Origin of the sequence: Synechococcus sp. RS9907, assembly GCF_014279615.1 — a bacterium.
In the GTDB taxonomy this organism is placed as follows: Bacteria; Cyanobacteriota; Cyanobacteriia; order PCC-6307; family Cyanobiaceae; genus Parasynechococcus.
In genome coordinates, this window is sequence record NZ_CP047944.1 from 823,500 (window position 1) to 844,960 (window position 21,461).

1 protein-coding gene (only partly in view) is annotated in these 21,461 nt (G+C 55.6%); it reads left to right on the plus strand.

Translation table 11 applies throughout. The annotated features are described in order from the left end of the window. A protein-coding gene (locus SynRS9907_RS04455) for a leucine-rich repeat protein (RefSeq protein WP_188021950.1) crosses the window boundary here: on the plus strand, positions 1-21,423 show its 3' portion. 19,011 nt of this gene lie to the left of the window's left edge; only the last 21,423 of its 40,434 coding nucleotides appear in the window; its start codon lies off the left edge, out of view; its stop codon occupies positions 21,421-21,423. Positions 21,424-21,461: the final 38 nt, after the last annotated feature.

The window sequence follows — 21,461 nt, forward strand, 5'->3', positions numbered from 1 at the left end:
GATCTGGCGGCGATTGAGGCCCAGATTCGCAAGATCACTGAGATATCTCCTGATGGCACTGCGACGGGCCATTGGCAGAACTGGCGGGGCTTGGGACTGCTGGGCACCAAGTTCGGCAGCAGTCACTGGTTCGATCTCAACGACAACCCGGCCGATGGTCTTGAGCTGCTGATTACAGCCGGCAGCACGATCCAGGAGCGGATTGATCGCCAACTTCGGATTTGGGGTACCGATCTCGATGGCGATGGTCTGTTGGGCTCCAACGGGGTTTACGGCGCAGCCGCACTGCAGATCCGCGATCCCAACAGCCCTCTCCCTGCCTATCAGAACGAATTGCTGATCTCGGCAGACTTGCCCATGGCTGTGAATCTGTCCGCGGACTACAGCGTTGATGTACCCAATCCCCTCGGTGGGCCGCCCTACGAAGCTCTTTCGTACACGGTCGAAGCCAACACTGATCCTTGGAGTAACGACCTGGTTTGGGTCGATGGGGACGGCGATAACCGCCTTACTTTGCCGCTCACCAACCGCCCAGAAGGAATCGAGCCTAATCAAGAGCCGGCGGGGCCGTTTGACTACATCCGAGTTTGGGGCTCCGATCTTGATGATCTGGATGCTCCGGCCTACTACAGCCTCAACCTCGTGGCTGATGTGGTCAACGCCGGCGGTTGGGAGCTGGTGGAAGAGCTGTTTTATGCCGGCGAACCCACCAGCGAAGCTTCCACCGGTCGGGTAACCGTGAGCATCAACACTGCCATTCCCGGTAGTGCTCTGTATCTCAACACCACCAGAGCAACGGATCTCGATGGCGATGGTGAGGCCCGCTTCGACGAGGCAGGCACGGGCTTCCGCGAGATCACGATGTTGCCGTCCGGTGTTGCTTCGGCTTCCAGCCCCCAGGTGTTTTCCGATCCTTCGCGCGATCGCCGTTATCCCTTTGGCCTAAAGCCGCAGCTCAACGCAAGCTTCAGTCTCATCTCTGACGATGATCCACTCACTCACCGGTTGCTCCAGGCGGGCTGGCACCGCGGAGTTGATGAATTGAGCGTCGAGCCGCTGAGTTTCGAGGCCTGGGTTTACGACCTTCAGGCAGAAGTTGATGCAAATGACCGCGTCAATGACGTCAAGACGTCGTTGGCCCGTTCGCTCAATCTGCATCTTCCTGAAGACAATCCAGCCTGGCGCGACGATGTGTCGCTCACGCCAGTGTGGGGCGATGTGAACGGAAACGGCTCTCCTGATCTATTGCTTGGCAATTGGCTATGGAGTGACCCACTCATCAAGAACGAACAGTCTGCAGAACTTGTCGAGCCAACTGAGCTCTTGCAGGTGTCCCCTGGGCTGCCAATCATTGATGGCGTCTTAACAAGAGCGAATGCGGCAGCTTTGATCGCTCAACAGGGCACGGATGTTGTGATCCCTGAAGGTGTTACCTCTATTGAAGAGTCAGCCTTCCGGAACACTCCTCTAACCAGTGTCGTCATTCCTAAAGGTGTTACGTCTATTGGTTACAGCACCTTCAGAGATACCCCCTTAACAAGAGTTGTGATCCCTGAAGGTGTCACTTCTATTGGTCCCCATGCATTCGAGAACACTCTGCTGGCCAGTATTGACCTTCCTGCCACACTCAATTCAATTGAAACGTTTGCTTTCGGTTGGTATCCTCCACTGACAAGCGTTGTCATTCCTGAAGGTGTCACGTCTATTGGCTTAGGCGCTTTTTGGGGCACTCAGTTAAACAGTGTTCAGCTTCCTGGCACGCTTGTCTCCATTGAATCTCATGCCTTCCAGGACACGCACTTGGCCAGTGTTGTGGTTCCTAATGGGGTTGAGATTGATGATTTCAATGCCTTTGATGACGATGTAACTTTGGTTCTAGGAAGTGCTTTGTCTCGGGACAATGCACTGGATTTGGTCGCTCGTCAGGGTGCAGAAGTTGTTATTCCCGAGGGTATAACTATTGTTGAGCCGGATGCTTTTAGGGATTCTGGATTATCCAGTGTTGTTCTGCCCAGCACGCTTGAAATAATTGAAGCTGGTGCCTTCAAGAATACTTCGCTCGCCAATGTAGTTATCCCTGATGGGGTATTCGTTGCTGTTGATGCTTTTGATCCTGAGGTTGTTCAAGCCAAAGTCATTGATGGTATTCAGGTCATTGACGGTCTGTTAACCAAAGAGAGTGCCCGTGCCTTGATTGAGAGGCAAGGAAAAGATGTTGTCATCCCAACCGGTGTGGTTGCTATTGAATCTCTAGCATTCGAGGGCACTCAGCTTTCCAGTGTCGTCATTCCTGAAGGGGTTGCATCAATTGGTTCTGCTGCCTTCGCGAATACTGGGCTAACCAGTGTTGTCCTGCCCAGCACAATTAAGTCTATTAAAAATGGGGCTTTCCTGAATACTCAGATAGACAGTGTTGTTCTCCCTGAGGCCGCAACAGTTGATCTCGAAGCCTTTGATGGCGGTGTTGTTCAAGTCATAGGCAATGATTTGAAGCGGGACGTTGCTTTGGCTTTGGTCGAAAGACAAATCGAGGAGCAAGATAAGGGTATTGCTATTCCACAAGGGGTCGTCTCGATTGAAGCTGGCGCTTTTGAAGGGGTTCCACTGCTAGATATTTTTATGCCTGAGAGTGTCGTCAAAATTGGTTCCAACGCCTTCATTGGAACTCAGCTGCGCAGTGTTGTTATTCCTGAAAAGGCCAAATTTGCTCCTGATTCCTTTGATGAGGGTGTGGATATAAATCTCGCTTTGACACGAGCGGCTGCTGAATTGTTAGTCGATGAACAAGGTTCGGATGTTGTGGTTAAGGAAGGGATTGCAGTCATTAATCCCCGCGCCTTCCAGGGTATTCAGCTCACCAGTGTTGAGCTACCTAAAACACTTAGATCGATTGAATCTGGTGCTTTTGAGAACACTCAATTGGCCAGTGTTTTTATTCCCGAAGGAACGACAGTTGCTGCTGATGCCTTTGATGCAGGAGTTCTTCAAGTCATCGTTGACGGTGATCAGCGCCAACTCTTGGTCAAAGACTCTGGCCGGTGGGTTGTGCCCGATGCCTACGGCACCTTGCTGCAGATCATTGAAGACGGGCACGCCATCACCAGGCGGGATGACGGTTCTTTGGAGTTGCTCCGTTTCGATGTTTCGGGTCTTGAAACACCGCCCGAGGAAGAAACCATCCTTCCCCAGGCCTGGATCCGTCAGCGTTACTCCTTGCTTGACCTCGTGCAGGACCAGTCTTTGGCGGAGGTCCAGCTTCAGCGCACAGGCACAGTCACCCTCCTGAATCTGTTCATTGATGAGGCAGGCGACCAATCTCTTGTAACGCTGAATTTGAGCGATCAGCTGAGCCTCCCTCTAGGCAGCGATGAGCAGGCGTTGATTCGTCGCCAGGCTCCCGCCGATCTCGATGGGAACGACAGCGAAGAGTCGCTGCTGATTCAGGGAGTGATCAGCCGACCCGATCCGACGATTGCCGGCGCTTATCAGGAGCGGCCACTGCTTTTGCTGCGCGACACCCCTGGAAGCTTTGATCTCGACCTCAACATCAGCTTGGAAGGCCTCACCACGAGCCGGGGGAATGTTGCACCCCGCGACGTGGACTTGGCGGAAGCTGCAGCACTGTGGATCGACGTGGATCCCGATTCGGGATTTCAAGCGATGCAGCCGGGCTCTGTTCTCGGCAACGCAGCACTGTTGTTGGCAGGAAACACAAGCAACAGCGCCAACCCCCGTCAGGCCGATCCGCTATTGGCGTTGCTGTTGAAGGATCCCGAGGCGATCGGCGGCTGGCGGGGGGTGACCCCGATGATCTGGCGTGATTCCAACAACGATGGCTTAATCGACGACGGAGAGGGGGGAGAGCTGCAGCCCTTTGGCATTTATGCCGGTGATTTGCATGTGTTTGATGCCGATGGCGATGGTTTTGGTGACTTGGCAACGGCGGGCTTCGGTGCCGGAACCCGCCGCGCCGCCGATGGCAGCACCCTGGCGATTCCGGAAACCAATCTCTTCCTCTTCCACAGCACCTTGGCCGATGGCACGCCAATCCTGCGCGATGCCGATCTGGATCTTTACGGCCTCGCTAACGGCACGATCAGCAGTGGCGACATTGATGGTGATGGTGATCTTGATCTGTTGCTCAATGGAGAGGACTTCTTCGCTCTACCCGGCAGTGAAAACAATCTTTCTGATTCCAGTCAGGCTGGGGGAAACCCGGTCACGCTGATCTATCGCAACCTGCTCGAAGATAACCGAGCTCGTTACGGCGATTCCGGCGATCTCGATTTTGAGAACGCACTTTTCTTGCCCAATATCCACGATCCGCGTTGGGCCAGTTTCGACTATGCCTTTGATGCTTCTGAGCTTTCTGCTGTGTCAGATGCGGGGTATGGAAGTCCGTCCGGCATCGATTACGGCTCCCTATACGATTCGTTCGATTCGAGCCTTTTCGATTACGACCCGCTCGATTACGGTGCTGACCTCGAATATGACGGCTCTCAGCTTGATAGCATCCTCTTCGATGATTACGACCCGCTCGATTACGTGGGTGACCTCGAATATGAGGTCACGCAATTCAACAGTGGCATAGCAGAGCGGTCGCTACTCACAACACAATCGCTCAACACTGTTAGTGCTGATCTTGTTGGTTTCAATAAGCAAGATTTGGTCAACACCAGTGCTTCAGATCTGGTTGTCTTTGACAAGCAAAATCTTCTTGACACGCTTCTTGAATCGAGCACTTCTGATCTTGCTGTTTTTAATAAACAGGATCTCCTCAATGCCAGCAGATTCGATCTTGTCGCTGTCAATGAGCAGGATCAGATCAACACCAGCGCTTCTGATCTCATTGCTTTCAACCGTGATGAGTTGTTTGACACGCTTTATAACACAAATACTAGTGATCTTGTTGCTCTCGACAGGGATTATCTGCTCAACACGGGCACACTCGATCTTCTCGATCTATTGAGTGCAGAGCAGCGCGATGCCCTGGCCGGTCTTTATGAGCTTGAACTTCATGCCACCGACCATCGCAGGGCCGGGATTGAGACAACCCATCCTTATACCGAGCCCGATCGTACTCTTCACAACGGACCGAGTGTTGTCGGCAACTACAACATCGAGCAATTCAAACGCGAGCTAGCCGAAGGCGTGGTGCTGGCAATGGAGCGAATCTTCGCTGAGCCGCAATACACCCAGACCTCAAATGAAGCTGCTCTGCTCACCACCAGCCCCGCTGGTTTGGATGCTCAGATCGCAGACGGTATTTGGGAGTGGACCCCTGAAAGCAGCAATTACACGATCAGCACCCCGGAGTTCCCCGATTTTGTGGACTTCTGGCTCGGTGAATATTCTTCCGACAACGAAAAAACACCAGCCGAGCACTTCCTGATTGCACTGGAACTCTTCACAGCGAGTCAAAGACAGCAGGAGATCGAAAACTATGACCTCCTTGAAGTGCTTCAAGGCACTGCTGTGCAGGACGAATTCCGGATTGGTGACAGCCGCCAAAACCTCTACGGGGTTCCGGTGACGGCTGGGGCTGAGGGCTCGATCGTCGTCATCAATGACTTCAATCCTTTCCTCGACACTGTTGAACTGTACCTTCCTGAGGATGCCAGCTTTGTCTGGGATCAGATCCTGTATCGCAAGGATCCGGATGGTTTCGCTGATCGGGTGCTTGCCTCGGATGAAGGGGGCAATGAAAGGGCCGCCGAACGCTTCCTCAGTCAGCCGATTCTCGACAGCTACGGCCGCGAAGTGATTCACAGCTACGTGCTGCAGGAATACAGGCCCAATGATTTCGACGATGCCTCCGTGGACCTGGGTCTGCGTGGTGCTGTGCTCCGCATCAATTCGATCATCGATGGGGTGCGTGCGCCGGAGACACTCATCTTCTTTGATGGCATCGATCAGGATCTTCTTCAGTTCCAGACCAGCTTCAACGAAGGTCGCCTGCGCTTCGCCTCAGCTGATGACGATGCGCGACGTCAGCTGAGATTCATTGTTTCCAACAACGGCACCGATGGAGACAACAACCTTGATGAAGGGGATGCTTACCGGATTCCCTTCAGAAGCTCGTTGCTGGGTGACTGGCTGACAGAGGCCTTCACCGAGTTGCCGGAATTCTTTGGGGTCCTCACTGGTGGTGATGGCAACGACTTTTTGCAGGGAAGCCGCGCCTTGGCGGCTGTTCCTGTGGTTTATCTCGACGGAGGCCAGGGTGATGACACCCTGATCGGCAGTGATGTTGACAGCTACACCGATGTGCTCCTGGGCCAGGAGGGCAACGACATCATCGCCGGTTTGCGCGGTCCCAACCGGATGGAGGGTGGCAGTGGCAGCGACACCCTGGTTGGTGGCTTCAACAACGACACCTTGGTCGGCGGCTCTGGTGAAGACCTCCTGATTGGTGGAGAAGGCTTTGATGCGGTCAGCCATCGCCACGATCCTTCCGGAGTTGAGGTCAACCTGGGTTGGCGCCAACGCCCGGTGCTCGTGCTCCCAGGCAGTGGTGAAGCCCTTCAGCTGAATCCCGACACGCCCCTTGCAGACCTTCCCACGGAGCTGCTGAACCTGCTCAGTGCGATGGCAAGCCGTGGCTTCCGTCGCTTTGATCCCTCAGCTCGGCTCGAAGAACTCGCGGTCGAGCTCAGTATCGGCGAGCAAGCCTTGCTTCCTGAGCTTGCGGACGTCACCACATCGAACCCGGTGCTTTGGATCCCCAGCGATCCCAGCGGGATGCTGGTACGTCTGAGCCGTGATGCTCTGCTGCGGGACGTTGACCCTGATGTTCGCATCAGCATCGAAACGGCTCTGTTGCGTCAGGGGGTCAGTCCTCGCTCAACGCTCACTGTGGTGGAAGCCAGTCGACTGGCCGCCTCAAGCCAGCTCGTTGATCTTGGCAGCCTCAAGCTGTTGACCACGGATGTCTCCGCCTATGCAAGCCAAGACGGCTGGGGTGATAGCGACCGCATTGAAACCCTGCTTGTTGATCTGCCTGGCAGTGATGTCGCAGAGGCAGCGCTTGCCCGTGATGCAGCCCGTTTGCTGGCTGTTCCCACGAACACCCTGCAAGACCTCGCGCTTCAGTTGCAGCAGGAATGGGAAACGCTGCAGGACGTCTCGGCTGCCGACGATCCAGAGTCCCAGCCCGCCACCCCTCTGGCAGACGAGATCCGGAATCAGTTACGTGACAGCTTCAGTGTCTCCACCATTGATGAGCTGATCGAGTCGGGTCAGAGCGGTGATCTCGAGATTTGGCTCAATGCTTTTGCCCAGGCGATAGCAAGCGAGCAGCCGTCTTCGCTCAGCAGTCGCGCTGTGGCTGAAGCTCTCAGCGGCGTGCTCTCTCAGATCGAGAACGTTGATGGATCGAGTTTTAATGATGTGCTGCTAGGCGACACCCAGCACAACACGATCCGCGCAGGCAGCGGTCACGACCTGGTGATGGGTGGTCGTGGTGATGACCATCTCGATGGCGGTCCTGGCAACGACCGACTCCATGGTGGCGAGGGTCATGATGAGATCGAGGGTGGCGGCGGTCGAGATCTGCTGATCGGTGGCTCCGGTGATGACCGTTACAGCTTGCGGACGCCGCTTCTGACGTTGGAGGAGGCGTTCCGGGCCCTCGGGGGTGATCCTGATTCACTGCAACCGGTCGAGCTCGATGGTGAGCTGATCAGCTGGGAGAAATTCCGCCTCTGGGCCGATCCGCGCCGTTGGCGCGGTGAGGTGCAGTGGCATGAATATGAACGACTTGGCTTCCTGCCCGATCAACTCCTCTACAGACGAGCTGCGGCTGATGAACAGGTTGGCTGGTTGCGTCATACCGCAGGCGGCACCGTCATTCGTGACATAGGTGGCCTGACAGGAGCTGAAGACGAATTGATTTTGGAGCTCCCCATGCTGCTCACGCTTGATGGCGTGCAGAGCGGCAGCATTGGCTTTGTCCGTGCCAACGGCGCCGGCCGAAGCGGCAACAACGATTTGATCATCGATCTGGATGCCGATGGGGTGGTGAATCCCGATCGCGACCTCACGATTGAGGACTATTTCTCGGGAGATGGCACCGGGTCTGGAGCCATCAGTGCCATCCGCCAGTACGGACTGGTGGGTGATTACTACTTCGGCGCCGATTTTGAGGAGCATTTCTTGCGCCGCCTCGATGCTTCGATTGACTTCGACTGGGGTTATCTACTGCCCACTGGAATTGATCTCGACAATGCAATAGACCTACCCAGCACTTGGGATGGAGCGCTGTCGGCCCGCTGGAATGGTCAGCTGACACCCAGCCAGGAAGGCAACTACCGCTTCCGGGTCACCGCCGATGGAGGTCGCCAGGATGCATGGGAGCTGTTCATCGATGGCGAGAAGATCGATGGCGATGGTGAGCAGCTGAAGCTTCGCGCCGACCGGGCCGTGGATCTAGAGCTTCGCTGGCGCGATCCAGCCGTGAACGGTACCTCTGGAGATCACGCTGTGAAGCTCGAGTGGAGCTTCAACGGCGATGCGTTCAAGACAATTGACAGCGACAGTCTTCGCACTGGCGTCACCGTCACTTCTTTTGACGTACTGGGCAGCACTGACCTTCTTGTGCCCCAACTCAATCGAGATCTCTACAACCACGACACCGAGGGATGGGAAAGCGGTGTGGCTTGGGGCGATATCGACAACGACGGTGACCTGGATCTACTCCATTGGGGTTTTGATCAGTTGGGCTACGGAGAATCCCAGATTCTGATAAACGATGTTGATGAAGCCGGTCAACGCAGCTTCACGACGAGCTTCGATTTGCCGGCATTTGATCGCATCCATCAAGCCGAATGGGGCGATTGGAATCGAGATGGCTGGCTTGACCTGTTGGTGAGCGGCCAGCGCACTGGTGCCGACTTCATTCCGCGAACGGTGGTGGAGGTGCTCCAGAACGATGGAGGTATTGGCTTCGATGTGGTCACACCGAAGCCCTGGGCTCAAACACTCACCGACTGGGAGACCGATCCGACATCGATTCTGCGGGCGGCCTGGGGTGACCTCGATGCTGATGGTTTGCTCGACGTTGCAGTGTCAAGCAGCATGCTCGACAACTTGTTGGTGCTACCGGGTAACGGTGCTGATCCGTTTGAGCAGGATTTGTTGGCCGGGATGAGCGGCACCAGGCTGCAATTCGGCAACTTCGACACTGAGCAGGGAGAACATGGCAGTGGCGATCGCCATCCGCTCAATCCAACGCTGCGCCTGGCCAGTGGCATGGACATCGCTGCTCACCGCAGTTGGCAGGGGCTCGACTACACAGAAGTGGGCCAGCAGAGCACGGTGCTCTTCCTTGATTCGGACAGCACATTGTTCGATTTACCGGTCGATCTGGTTGTCCTCGATGACATGCTCGCCGCCCTTGAGCCACAGCTGTCAGCTTTCGATGGTCTCGATTCCCATCATCAAGACAACCAGCGTCTTGATCTTCATTCGCTTGTGCAGTTTGAGTTAGGCCGCGGTGGTTTTGATGCGACCTACTCCCTGTATCGTCTGCCTCGATCGGTGTTTATGGATGGCGATGAGAACTACCGATTCTCCGCCGACACCGGTGTTCAGGAAGATCTACCAGACAACCAAACAGCTCTCATCGAATGGGCTCGTCAAGGGGCCGGCTCCGAACTCGATGCCTTCCTGTTCGACCATCAGGAGAGCTGGCAGCTGTTGGGCAATGGTGCCTTTAATCAGACGCCGCTGACGTTCCGTCATGATCCTGAATACGTTTACTTCCTGGAGGTCAATGACTCGTTGATTGATGTGCGCAACAACAGGCACAGTGATGTCTTGAATGCAGCATTCAATCTTTCTGAGCTCACCGGGCCTGATGGTGTGCCGGTTGTTTATCACCGCCCGCTTCCGCTCAAGCAGGGTGTGCAGGAAACAGCACGTGTCGCGCTGCAAGAATTGTTTTATGAATTCCATCGCGAAAGTACTATCCGGGTCGGTAACTTGTTGAGTGATGTTCAACGCTCGGTTGACGTTTTTAACTTGGATCAATCGCGGAACCCCTCAATGGAAGGGTCTCCTTTGCTTTATGTTGATAGGTTCCAGAGTGAATTGGTTACTGAAGCGTCAATAGGTCAGTATAAATTCCAGGATGAAGCGCTTTCTTCCCTGCTTCTTTCTGCTGCTATTGATACAGGAAGTTTTGCTGAGTTCGGCCTGTTTCAAGATGATTTGTTCTTGGATGATGATCTTGTTCAGCTGGTTGGTTCTTTCGATGTTGTCTTCCCTCTTCAGTATCTAACTGCCCAGCTTCTATCAGAGGCGGTTGAGCAAGATCTGGTGGTTTGGCAGATCGAGAATCCATCAACAGAGGTTGTTCGAGAACTCTTTGAAAACTCGCTGGGTCAGCCGATCAAGTCTGAGCTGGAAGACAGTAGCAGCCAGGCATCCGTAGAGGATGGATCGCTCTTGCGTTGGACTGTTGATGAGGGCTCTGTTGTGGCTAGCAATATTCATCAATTAACTTATTCGAATCTCCAGAATCATCCTGAGCGGAATGTTATTCAGCCAGCGTTTATAAATTCTGAATCTGGTGATGTATTGCTTTCCAGTGCTTACACTCACGGGAAGCTTAGTGGTAAAGAGCAGCGGGTTGGTGCCTATGGTGAGTTTTCTGGAACGAGTAAGGATTACTCGGTGTACTGGCTGCCAACAAGCGGCGGGGATGCAAAGGATGAAAAGGGTGAGAGTGTCGTAGCACCTCTAAGCTTTGACTGGCTCAGGCAAAATGAGCCCGAATTCAACAGCTTCGCTGCTGTTGGTGATTTGGCCGATCCGCAATCAAGCATGGTGGCGATTGAATTCGCTGAGCCTGTTGATGTACGCAGCATTGATCTTGGCGTAACGTTTATAAGTAATTGGTTTAATGGGGAGGTTAATTCAAGGGCTGGTTTCCATCCGTTTAAAATTTCGCAGTATGTTTCGAATGAGGCCGGTGATCAATATCAGCTCAGGGATGAGCGCATCGCTTTTCTTCAGGATAGTCAGCGTTATCAAGATGCTTATCAGGGTGAGATTGATGCCATCAGCTTTACGCCTTACTATCAATTTAGTGATACGGGATTTGCAATTCCTCTGGTCAATGGACTGGCGGATACAGGCTTAGGCCTTTCGTTGAAAAATATTTATACTGATTATAATAAGGAATACACTGAAAAGTTTGTCTTAAATTACGATACTTTTGCGGCAAGTCAAGAGCAGTCTGGCTTGTTGATTTCTGGCTACAACGGTCGGCAACTGAGCGGTGATCGACAGGGTGAAGCTGACTTGGGAGTCAGCTCTGGGATGTTGCTGATGACGGCCAGGAATCTCGCATTGTTGAACAAGCCTTTGCTGAGGTTGGAGCGCGAAGGTGAGGCCGCTTTCACTTTGGAGTCATTCACTTTTGCAAATCAAAGCAGGGGCAATTATGAGGTGGCCATTGAATATGCCGACGGCAGCGCGCAGAACCTTGTGTTGGACTTTGGTTCCGACGCCGATGCAGCGCAGAGGTCAAATGATCTTCAGGACTCTTTGGCGAAATCAGTTGTATCAATTGAATTTTTCCCGCGCTTAAGTGGTAATGAATTCGTTGATCACACCCTCGGGATTGAAGAGCTTTCGTTTGTAAATAGCAGTGGTGGTGAATATAGCTTCACTCTTGCAAGCGATCTCAATTCCGCTCATCTGGATGGTTTGGGGGTTCTGCCTACAGATTCTCGGCTCCATCTTGAAACCGCTGTGCTTCAGGGCCTTCATGCTGATCGCGTTGCGCTTGATGATTACCAGTTCCAAATTCCGGAAGTTGATCAATACGGCAATATTGTTCTTGCAAATGTGATTTATGACGGAAAGGCCTTTTCGGCTCTGATTGAGGATACAAAGATTACTGCTGCTGAAGTGATTGAGCTTCTGCGAAGTGATCTGATCCTTTCGCCGACTGATATAGGCCTGATTGACGACATTCACAGCTTTAACGGTTCGATCGAACTGATCTTCAAGCCTGTGGAGTCACCTCTTGAGGTGTTGCGCAACACAGCTCCATTAGAGGCTGATATCGATCAGCCGCCGCTCATATTTGCCGAAGGGTCGCTCTTCCCCGACGCAGTCATTGCTGCTTTTGGAGATGTCGACTTGGGCGGTCCATTGACCGATCTTTATCTCGGTGGCGAACGCGCCGGCATGGTCGCCTACGACCCTGTCTTCGCTTTGCCGGGCCTGCCTGGATCAGAAGGTGCGAGTCGCAGCGCCTTGCCGTCATTGGCGATGGCCACCCTCTACGACGACATTCACTTGTTGAGGGAAGAAGGTCTGGAAATAGAACAGCTCACCAATCCAGCCCTTGACCGTCGTCCTTCCCTCCTGCCGGGTCCTCTCAACGACGCTTTGCGTGATGCCGGAAACACCTTTGTGCATCGTGATTTCAGCCTGGCTGAGCTGATTGGAACACCGGTTGTTGGACGTACATATCAGATCCAAGCGATTTCTGACTTCTCTGCTCGCCTGGGTAGCCCTGCCAGCGCAACACCACTGGCCATGCGTCTCCAGATCGTTGGCCAAAACCAGGGTGACAATCACGAGTTGCTCAATCGCCTCCAGGACGATGACAACCAACCGACAGATGAGCTCGGCAGTGATCAAGACGTGCTCACGTTCACGTGGAGTGAAGAGTTGGCCAATGCCAATGCCCATCTGCGGGTGGCGCCAGCGCTGAACTTCGACAATTCCACCAGCGTGTTGCTCGCGAAGGAACAGCTCGGCACCAGCTCGTTCCGCTTGCAGGTAGGCGTTCTGGATACGCCAGTTTTGGAAGAGGGATCTGCCACCTGGGCTGACATCGACAACGATGGGGATGTCGACTTGCTTTTGAGTGGAACAGACCCCACGACCGGTCTGCTCTCAACACAGCTGTTGCGCAATCCCCTTGTCGGTGGTGGCACCAGTTTTGAGCGACTGTCCATTGCCCTGCCTGGCCTGAAGAGGTCAGTGGCCAGCTGGGGGGATATCGATCTCGATGGTGATCTCGACCTGGCGATTAGTGGCGTCCAGGGCAGTTCTGAATTGCCTTACCTCCAGGTCTTCCGCAACACCACAAGCCAGCGATTGAGCGCTACCTCTGAAGGTGAGCCTCCGTTCTCCGGGGTCCTCAACCGACGCCCCGATCGTCCCGATGCGCTTGGCGTGCAATGGAACGGCTCTCAAGAGGCTGTGCAGCTGGGCTGGACCTTCAGCCACTTGCTGAACGACGATTCTCCTTACAGCTACAACCTCGGCATTGGCCGCGCCCCCCGTGGCGGAGAAGATCGTGTCGCTCCAGGAGAGGGGCTCGTCTTCGACATGGTGTCTCCTCTGGCCGACCCCCTCAGTGGCGAACGACGGCTTGCCGCTGCTGGCAACCAAGGCTTCCACAATGCAGGGCTGTTCCGCGGTGGACTCCCCGGGGAGACTTATCACTGGTCAGTGCAGGCCGTTGATAAGGGTTTCAGAGGTTCGGTTTGGGCCGATGGAGCTGACTTCACCATTCAGCCTTTGAAGCTTCTGCTCGATGAGGCAGGTCGCCTGCTCAGCGGGGCAGTCGTTACGCCTCTGCCAGACAGCATCGTCTCTTTGGAGGAGACCCATACCCTCACGATCGATCTCGATAGCGATGGCTTCCGCGATCGGATTCGATACGACTCTGCAAGCGACCGGCTGTTTGCTGAGCAGGGTTATGGCGCCAATGGTGAGCTGTATCGACCGTTCCTTGGCTTCACTGGCGCGCTGATTTCAGACGTTCCCACTTTCCTGGCATCCCTTCCCGATGATGCTGATGGTGTGCATCTTACCTGGGAAGACCGCAGCTTCCAGTTTGCGGATGCCACGGGACAGTGGAGTTTCTTGGTGGATGACGAAGAGCTGGTGAGTTTCCGCAGCGGTGACCCCCTGGGCGCCGAGCTTGACCTCGCGGCAGATCTGCTCACCCGCCAGCGCTACAGATTGAACAAAGTGCCCACCGAGGTGACGCTGTACCTCAACGGTGCAGATGTGCGCGCGGAGCTCGGCCAGGATGCCTACTCCAACCTCAGCTTCACGCTCGAGGATGCACGAAGCGGGGCTCTGCGCTTCGAGTTCACCGACCCTGACACCCCTGTTCCTGGGGATATCTCGCTCGAACTGGTTGCTGTGGGAGGCGGCTCTGCTGACGCCAACTACAGGCTCCGTCTGCAAGACCTGGGTGATGGTCGACCCGACCTATTGGTGAGCTGGAACCAAACCCCGGCGGATGCAGAGGATCTCGGACAACGCTATTCAGTCATAGAAAACCAATCGGTGCGTGGTAACCAGGGCCCCGAAGCACCTGTGCTCTTGGGTCTGGAGCCCGACAGTGATGGTTCGTTCTTGCTGCTGCGCTGGCAACCCGGCAGCGACCCAGAAACGCCTCAGGATCTGCTGCGTCACCAGTGGCGATTGCTTGATGCTGATGCTGCACCATCGGCTTGGCAGGATCTGCCTGCAGGATCGGCTGTTTCAGGTCTTTCAATCGATGCAGCCCAGCTCCAAGCTCTGCAAGCCGATGCCCTTGAGCCCGGCAGCAACCTGAACTTGCAGCTGCGGGTGGTGGATGCCGGAGAGAAAGAGGCGCTTTCTGCCGCTTCAGAACTGAGTGTTCCTGCTGCTCCTGAACCTGATACTCGCCCAGAACTGTTGGGGATCAGCGCAATCCGCCTCAGCGAAGGCAACAGCCTGCAGCACCGTGGTAACGGTGTGATCCCACTGCAGTTGCGAGAGCGGCTGGAAGAGCTTGATCCTGGAATCGACTTCCCAGAGCCGGCTGATCCCGCCATCATCAATCTTCAGCTCCCCGACTGGCTGCAAGAGGTCGGCAGCTTCGTTCTTCTGAACGACGACGGCAGCACTGCTGAGGCCCCCGCGGCGGTCGACGTTGATGACTCGAATCTGCGCGCACTGCCCCTTCAGGCTGATCAGCTTGAGAGGCTGGCTTTCATACCCACGCGCCAGGCCACGGGCCGTGCCCCCCTGTCTCTGCAGTGGCAGCAGGGCTTTATCGATGGCGAGGTGCCCGCCGTCCGAATCACTCAACCGCTTGAACTGCGTTTCCGTGATGGTGGAGATCGCATCCCCAGCACAACCTCTCTAGAGGCCAACAGTTCCTCACACGACCGCTGGACACTCCGCTTGCCCGACGGTGCTCAGTTGATTGATGGCATTAGCGGTCGACGCTTGGTCCTCGAGGATTTGGCCTCAACGACCGCTGAGGGAGGCACCAATTCCGATCTTCCCGGTTGGGAGCAGATCCTCGGTCGGCTACCCAACACGCGCGACATCAGTCTCGAGGTGATTGAGCCAACGGATGAAGATCCCGTTTGGACGCTGACAGCCACCGGCAGCCAGGCCCGCGCCCTGATTGACGGTCTTCAGATTCTCAAAGCAGATGAGCTGACCGACCACAGCCTCACCTTGTCCCATAGCCCCGTGCTTCGGGCGCTGATCGTCCGGTCTGCAGATGACAACGCAACAGAGCAGAGGGCGTTTACCGCTGAACTTCCCCAAGAAGTTCTGACGTACAGGCTTGAGGTGGAGACAACCCTCGTTAATGGGCAGACAGAGGAGGTCACCACAACCACTCAGGTGCTTGAAGCCACCAGTGATGAACTACCTACGTTCGATGAGCTCATCGAGGCCTGGGCTGCCGATGGGGGATTGGCTGAGCTTCCTTTCACTCTCTCGAGTGATCCTGATTCTTCCAGCCGTTTACTGCTGGATTGGAAAGAGGAAACACCAGCCGATGATCTTGGTCGCAGAACGGATGTGCGGCTGGTGGTGATCGATGCTGCCAGCAGTGGCACGATCGATCTCGGCCTTCAGACTTTGTCCACACCGCTGGACTTGGATGCCAATTTCATCGGCGACGGCCGCTCCTTGCAGGAGCTGCATGCTGATCTTGATGACATCAACAACGTTGCAGTTTCGCCGCTGCAGCTGCGTTCCGATCGTGACCTTCTGATCCCCTTCACCCTCGAGGAGGGCATCAGCAACGTCACCCTTGAGCGGGTCGACCTGGGTTCCGCCGAGGGCGAAGACGACCATTCCCTCACCGTTGAGGAAGCTCAAGGTCTGCTCAGCCTGACCCTGCCGTCGTCGGTATCGGCGGAACCGTCACGCACCCTGTCGCTGCTCGACGTTTCGATCTCCGACCACGATCAAGGCGGAGATGCTTATTCCTTGATTGAGGCCGATCCTGCAGCGTTCGGTATCAATGTGCTGGATTCCGGTCGGGTGATCGCCGTGGCAAGCAGCGATCTGCTCCTCAACGGCGTTGCTGCCCCCCAACAGCTCTGGCTCCGCTGGGAAACCGTGGCCTCCGGCGAGACCCTCCAGTCCGGATTCGTGGCCTATGCCAGTGCAGCAGATGCCGAGGCAGACCGCTCCCGCCTCGGAAATCTGAGCCAGGGCGATTCGCCAGCGAATCTCACCTTCACGCCCTCCAGCGGAACGTTCCAGGCCTATCGCCTCAGCTTCACCAGCTTGAACGTCGACGATTTGAGTGCTTACAGCCGCTTGTTGTTCCTCGAGAGTGGCGAGCCGGAAGCGGTGATCGCCCATCTCAATCGCAGCGGTGGCATCGGACCCGACCACCAGTTGGTGCTGCCCGTTGGCCTCAGTGAACCAAACGCCACTGATGACAACACTCCCACCCTTGCTGCCGGTGCCAGCCTCGACGTTCCAGGTGCTGTGGCGGCAAACTTCCCGGGCATCGACATCGGCGCTCCGAGCCAACTTCCCCAGTGGCAACCAGGAGCTCGCTGGAGTGAAGTGGTGCTTCCCTTGCGCGGTGATGGTGTCCGTCCGGGTGAGTTCCCACTGACTGATGCCCGTGCCGAATCAGAGGCTGAAACCTTCCTGTTGCAACTCGAGGGTGATGACGCCATTCGTCCCGGAACCTTCACCAGCAGCATCACCCTCGGCAACGACGACAGCCAGCCCGTGCTTGTTGTCTCAGTGGATGAAACCATTGACCCTGCCGAGCGTGTTCTGTTGCTGAACGCTGAGCTCAGTGTCAGCAACCGTCACCTGCGATCTGAAGACATTGCCAGCGCCCGCGTGGTGTTGTTGCGCCAGGACGGGCTTGATTCTCTTGCCCTTGGCGATCTCAGCTTTGCGATTGATGGTCGCTCCAACAGCAGCTCCACAAGCCGCTACTTCACCTTGCCCGCTGGCCTACAAGCGGGCGAATTCAGCCTGGGCGTTGATCTGGGCCGAGGCGTTCATGCCCAGACCGCTCCATTCACCTGGATCCCGGCCGAGTCTGAAGCGATCCCCTGGCTGCCCCAACGCGCAGACCTGACGGAGATTTCTGTTCAAACCTCCGAAATTAGCGGCAACCGTTTACGGCTTAATTCATCCATTGAGCCCAGCGACAACCAAGTTGGGTTAACGCTCCTTCAGCTCTCCACCGATGCCCTCGTGAGCGGTGATGATCTACAGCTGCTTCCCGTCGCCAATGATGAAGGTGGCTTTGGTGGATTCCTGTCCAAGGAGCTTTCGACCGATGAAGACGAACAGCGTCTGTCCAGCTCCCGCTGGCTGTTGGTGAGTTCTAGAGGTGATGGAATCACCACCCACACCGCCTTCTATCGCCCAGAGCTGGCTCCCAATCAAGACAACACCATCAGCGGACTTGGCCTCCCGTCCACGCTGATCGATGCCGCCGGCTCTCGCCTGTTAGAGCTCAGCATCCACCTTCAGGGCGATCCGGATGCCCTGCTCCCGAGCGAGCGCGGCAACGCCCAAGAGCTCTCCGCTCTGCTGGCCGGCTTCACGTTCAACCCTGGAGCCCCGGGCCCCGTGGCGCTGGATGTGGTGCTGCAGGAAACACTGGCCGATGCAGACCCGGGTAGCAGTCCTGCCGGCAGCCTGCGTCTGTTCACCCAGACCTTGCTGTTTGAGGTTGCATCCCCTGGAGATGGCCTTACCGATCCCGTAGCGCCTATTGCTTTGGCCGATGAGGGCGCTGGATCCCGCAGTTTCCTTGAAGGTCGGGGCTTGCTGTTGCTCGAAAATCTCTCATTTGATGAGGCCACCGAAGCCCTGAACGACTCCGTCGATCAGGGCGCCGTTGCCAATCTGCGACTGCAGCTGCAGCTTCTGGGTTATCCCGATGATTCCTTGTCGCAAGGCTTGCTCAGCCTTGCCGACCTTGGCCTGATTCCGGAGCTTTCGGGGACGAACGGCGATGGCTTGATTTTGGAGGCGATTCGCCCATCTGACCCAGACCAAGAGCTTCAGGTGCAGCCCATCAACATCTCTTTCGGTAGCGGTGAGCAACGGCGCACAGAGAAGGCTTGGGTGTTGCGTCCTGGGGTCGACTATCACGGCGAACTCAGCCTTTCTCTCGACTACAGCAATGGTCGGAGCGTGGTGGACACGCCTCTATCGCTCAACGTCGAAAACGTGCCCGATGCCCCTCGCCGGACGCCGCTCAATCCAGAGGAGGACAACCAGCAAAACCCCCTGCGCCTCCTGCTTGAAACCGGTCTCCGAGCTGATGGCATCCGTGATGAGATCGATCTTCAACAACTAGTGATGGATCCTGATGGCGATGCCATCAGCTTCAGCCTCGCTGAGGGAAGCACTCTGCCGGAAGGTCTCGACCTTGCTGAGAACAGCAGCATCCTCACAATCGGTTCACTGCCCTTCTCGACCATTGGCGATCACTTGGTGACGATCGTCGCCAGCGACGGCAACCCCAGCACCGAATCGCTCAACTTGCGTTTAGAGATCAGCATTCGCGAGCGCAATCTGTCACCGGTGTGGAGTGTGCCTTCAACCCTTGAGGCCAGCTCAGGTTCCAACAACAGTTGGGATCTGCTCTCCCAGCGTTGGGTGCTCGATGTCAACGACGATCCACTCCACTTCCGACTTGAGAGTGGTGACGACCATCCCTTGCCAGGCGGAATCCGCCTGGATGGAGCGCGTCTTTTGGTGGATCCCAAAACTCCAGCGGGTCATTATTCCCTGCGACTGATCTCCAGCGACGGGCCAGGTCGGCCTGATGTGGAGATTTACACCACCGTGGTGGTTCATCCTGCGCTGGAGGCGCCGTTGCCCGCATTGCGGATCGTTGGCGCTCTTTCTGTGGATGAAGGTCAAGCGTTCGCCCTGGAGTTGCAGCTCGACAGACCTGCTTCAGCCGATCTTGCTTTGAGTTGGAGTCTCTCCCCCACGAGCGAGGCGCTTGTGGATCAAGCTCTAGTTCGCACTGGCCTTGTGCGCTTCTCTTCAGGCTCCCAACGTGGAGTGTTGTCGCTGCCCACTGTCGACGACGACGTGCTGCAGGGTGATCGTGAATTTGAGCTGCGATTTGAGACCGATGAATCCGGGGTGCTTCTGCCCTCAACACCTACCCGTCTTCTGCTCAAAGACGATGAGGCCCCGGTGCTTCTGCTCACCAGCCGTTGGATCAACGATCATGAACTGGAGCTGATTTACGACGGCTCTGCTCTGCCAGGTGGTGGTACGGGCTTGGATCTCACCCTCAGTGATCCATCCGGTGGTGACTTGTTGAGCGAGGCCCACCTCAGCGACGTCTTCCTTAGTGGTTGGCTTGGTGAGAGTCTGGAGAACAATCAGTTGCGTCTGCAGTGGAGCGATCCGCTGGCAGCGTCCTGGCCTGGTCCTGGTTCCTCCGCACCGGTCGTGCTGGCGCGGCTTCGGTTTGAACGGCCTGCTGCGACCAGCAGTCCGGACATCAGGATCATGGGCTTCGCGGGTGAGGATCAGCTCCTGCGTTGGATTGACAGCCCCTGGCAAGCACCGCTGCATCAGCCGTTAAAAGAGCGTCTGAGCACTCTTGTCTCAGAGTCTGGGGCTTCCTTCCAGATTGAAGGGGCACTTGCCTCAGCTCTTTCCATCAGTGCCGATGGAAGGGTGAGCATTCTTGATGCCAGGGATCTGCTGGCAAGGCGCTATGGCCTCGACCCATCGCTCACAGTCCATCGCAATGACGAGTCGATCGATCTTGATCTGTTGAGCTTGATGCCAGGCGATGAAAACGTCTTGCAGCTCTCGCAGCAGGAGTGGTCTGTCTTGCCCGAAGATGCGCGCCATCGCACAGCGGTGGAAAAGGCGAGCCAATCATTGCTTCTGCGATCAGAGCAGGGATCCAACTTGAGTGAGATCAGCCTCGACCCCTTCACAGGCGATGCATTGGAAGCTGCTGAGCAGTATGCGCCAGATCATCAACCATTGTTTGGTCAGCTTGGCTTCAGCCTCGATGACATTGCTCCAGGCAGTCTGCAGAGGGTGGATCTGAGCCTGCCTGAAGCTGGCGTTTTTAATCCTGTCTTGCTCAAGCAGGGTGCAGACAACAGCTGGGAACCTTTCGATTACGACCCCATCACTGGTACTGGTGCGCAGTTCCACGACGACAACGATGACGGGTATGCCGATCGGGCTGTGTTGTGGATTCGCGATGGCGGTCGTGGTGATCGTGACGGAATCGCAGACGGCAGGATTTACGACCCTGCATTGCTTGCAGGTGAACCATTTGCGTCTCCATCAGAGTCGTCACTTGAACTGAGCCTGATCAATGCGGTCAGCTCCTTGGATGAGAACAGCAGCACCAGCCAGCGCATCAAGGTGGCTGACATCGTGATCAGTGATGACGAGCTAGGCAGCAATGAGATTTCGCTTGCCGGTGCTGATGCCTCTAGCTTCAAAGTGAAGGGCACCCGGCTGTTCCTGAAGGCAGGAACAGAGCTCGACTTTGAGAGCAAGGCTGCCTATGCCGTCACGGTTTCGGCGAGTGATCCCGCGTTGCCTGGTAGCCCACCGGCGTCTGTTGAGTTCACTCTTTCGGTTGATGACCAAGATGAGTTGCCGGTTGTTCGGTCAATCGATGAAATAGAAACGCAAGATGATATTTCGAGATTTAAGCTTAAAAAGGCTGTAAAAGTTGGGGGTCAAAAGTTGAAAGAGATTATTGTTGGTACTCGACGTGATGATGACATTACGGGCACCTCTGAAGGTGAAATTATCGCTGGCCTGAATGGCCAGGATGTTCTTAAAGGTAAGAGCGGTTCTGACGGCTTCCTCTTTAGTGATCCCGGTGGCTATGGTAAGAAGAGGTCAGACATTATTGAAGACTTCGATTCTGGTGAAGGCGATATTCTTCTGATCGATAAAGATGTATTTGATTTTGGTAAAAAAGTCACATTTGATGCGGTCAGCGGTCGCAAAAAGCTGAAGAAAGCTTCAAAGAAAAACCTGGATTTTGTCTATGAGAGTCGAAGCGGTTCTCTTTACTTCAATGAAGATGCCAAGGAGAAAGGATGGGGTGACGGTGGCTTATTCGCTCGGTTCCAAGGAGGTGTTGATTTGTTGGGTGCTGACTTCGAGATTGTTTGATTGTCGGCCTGGATTGTTTTGATTGACTCTTCTTGAGG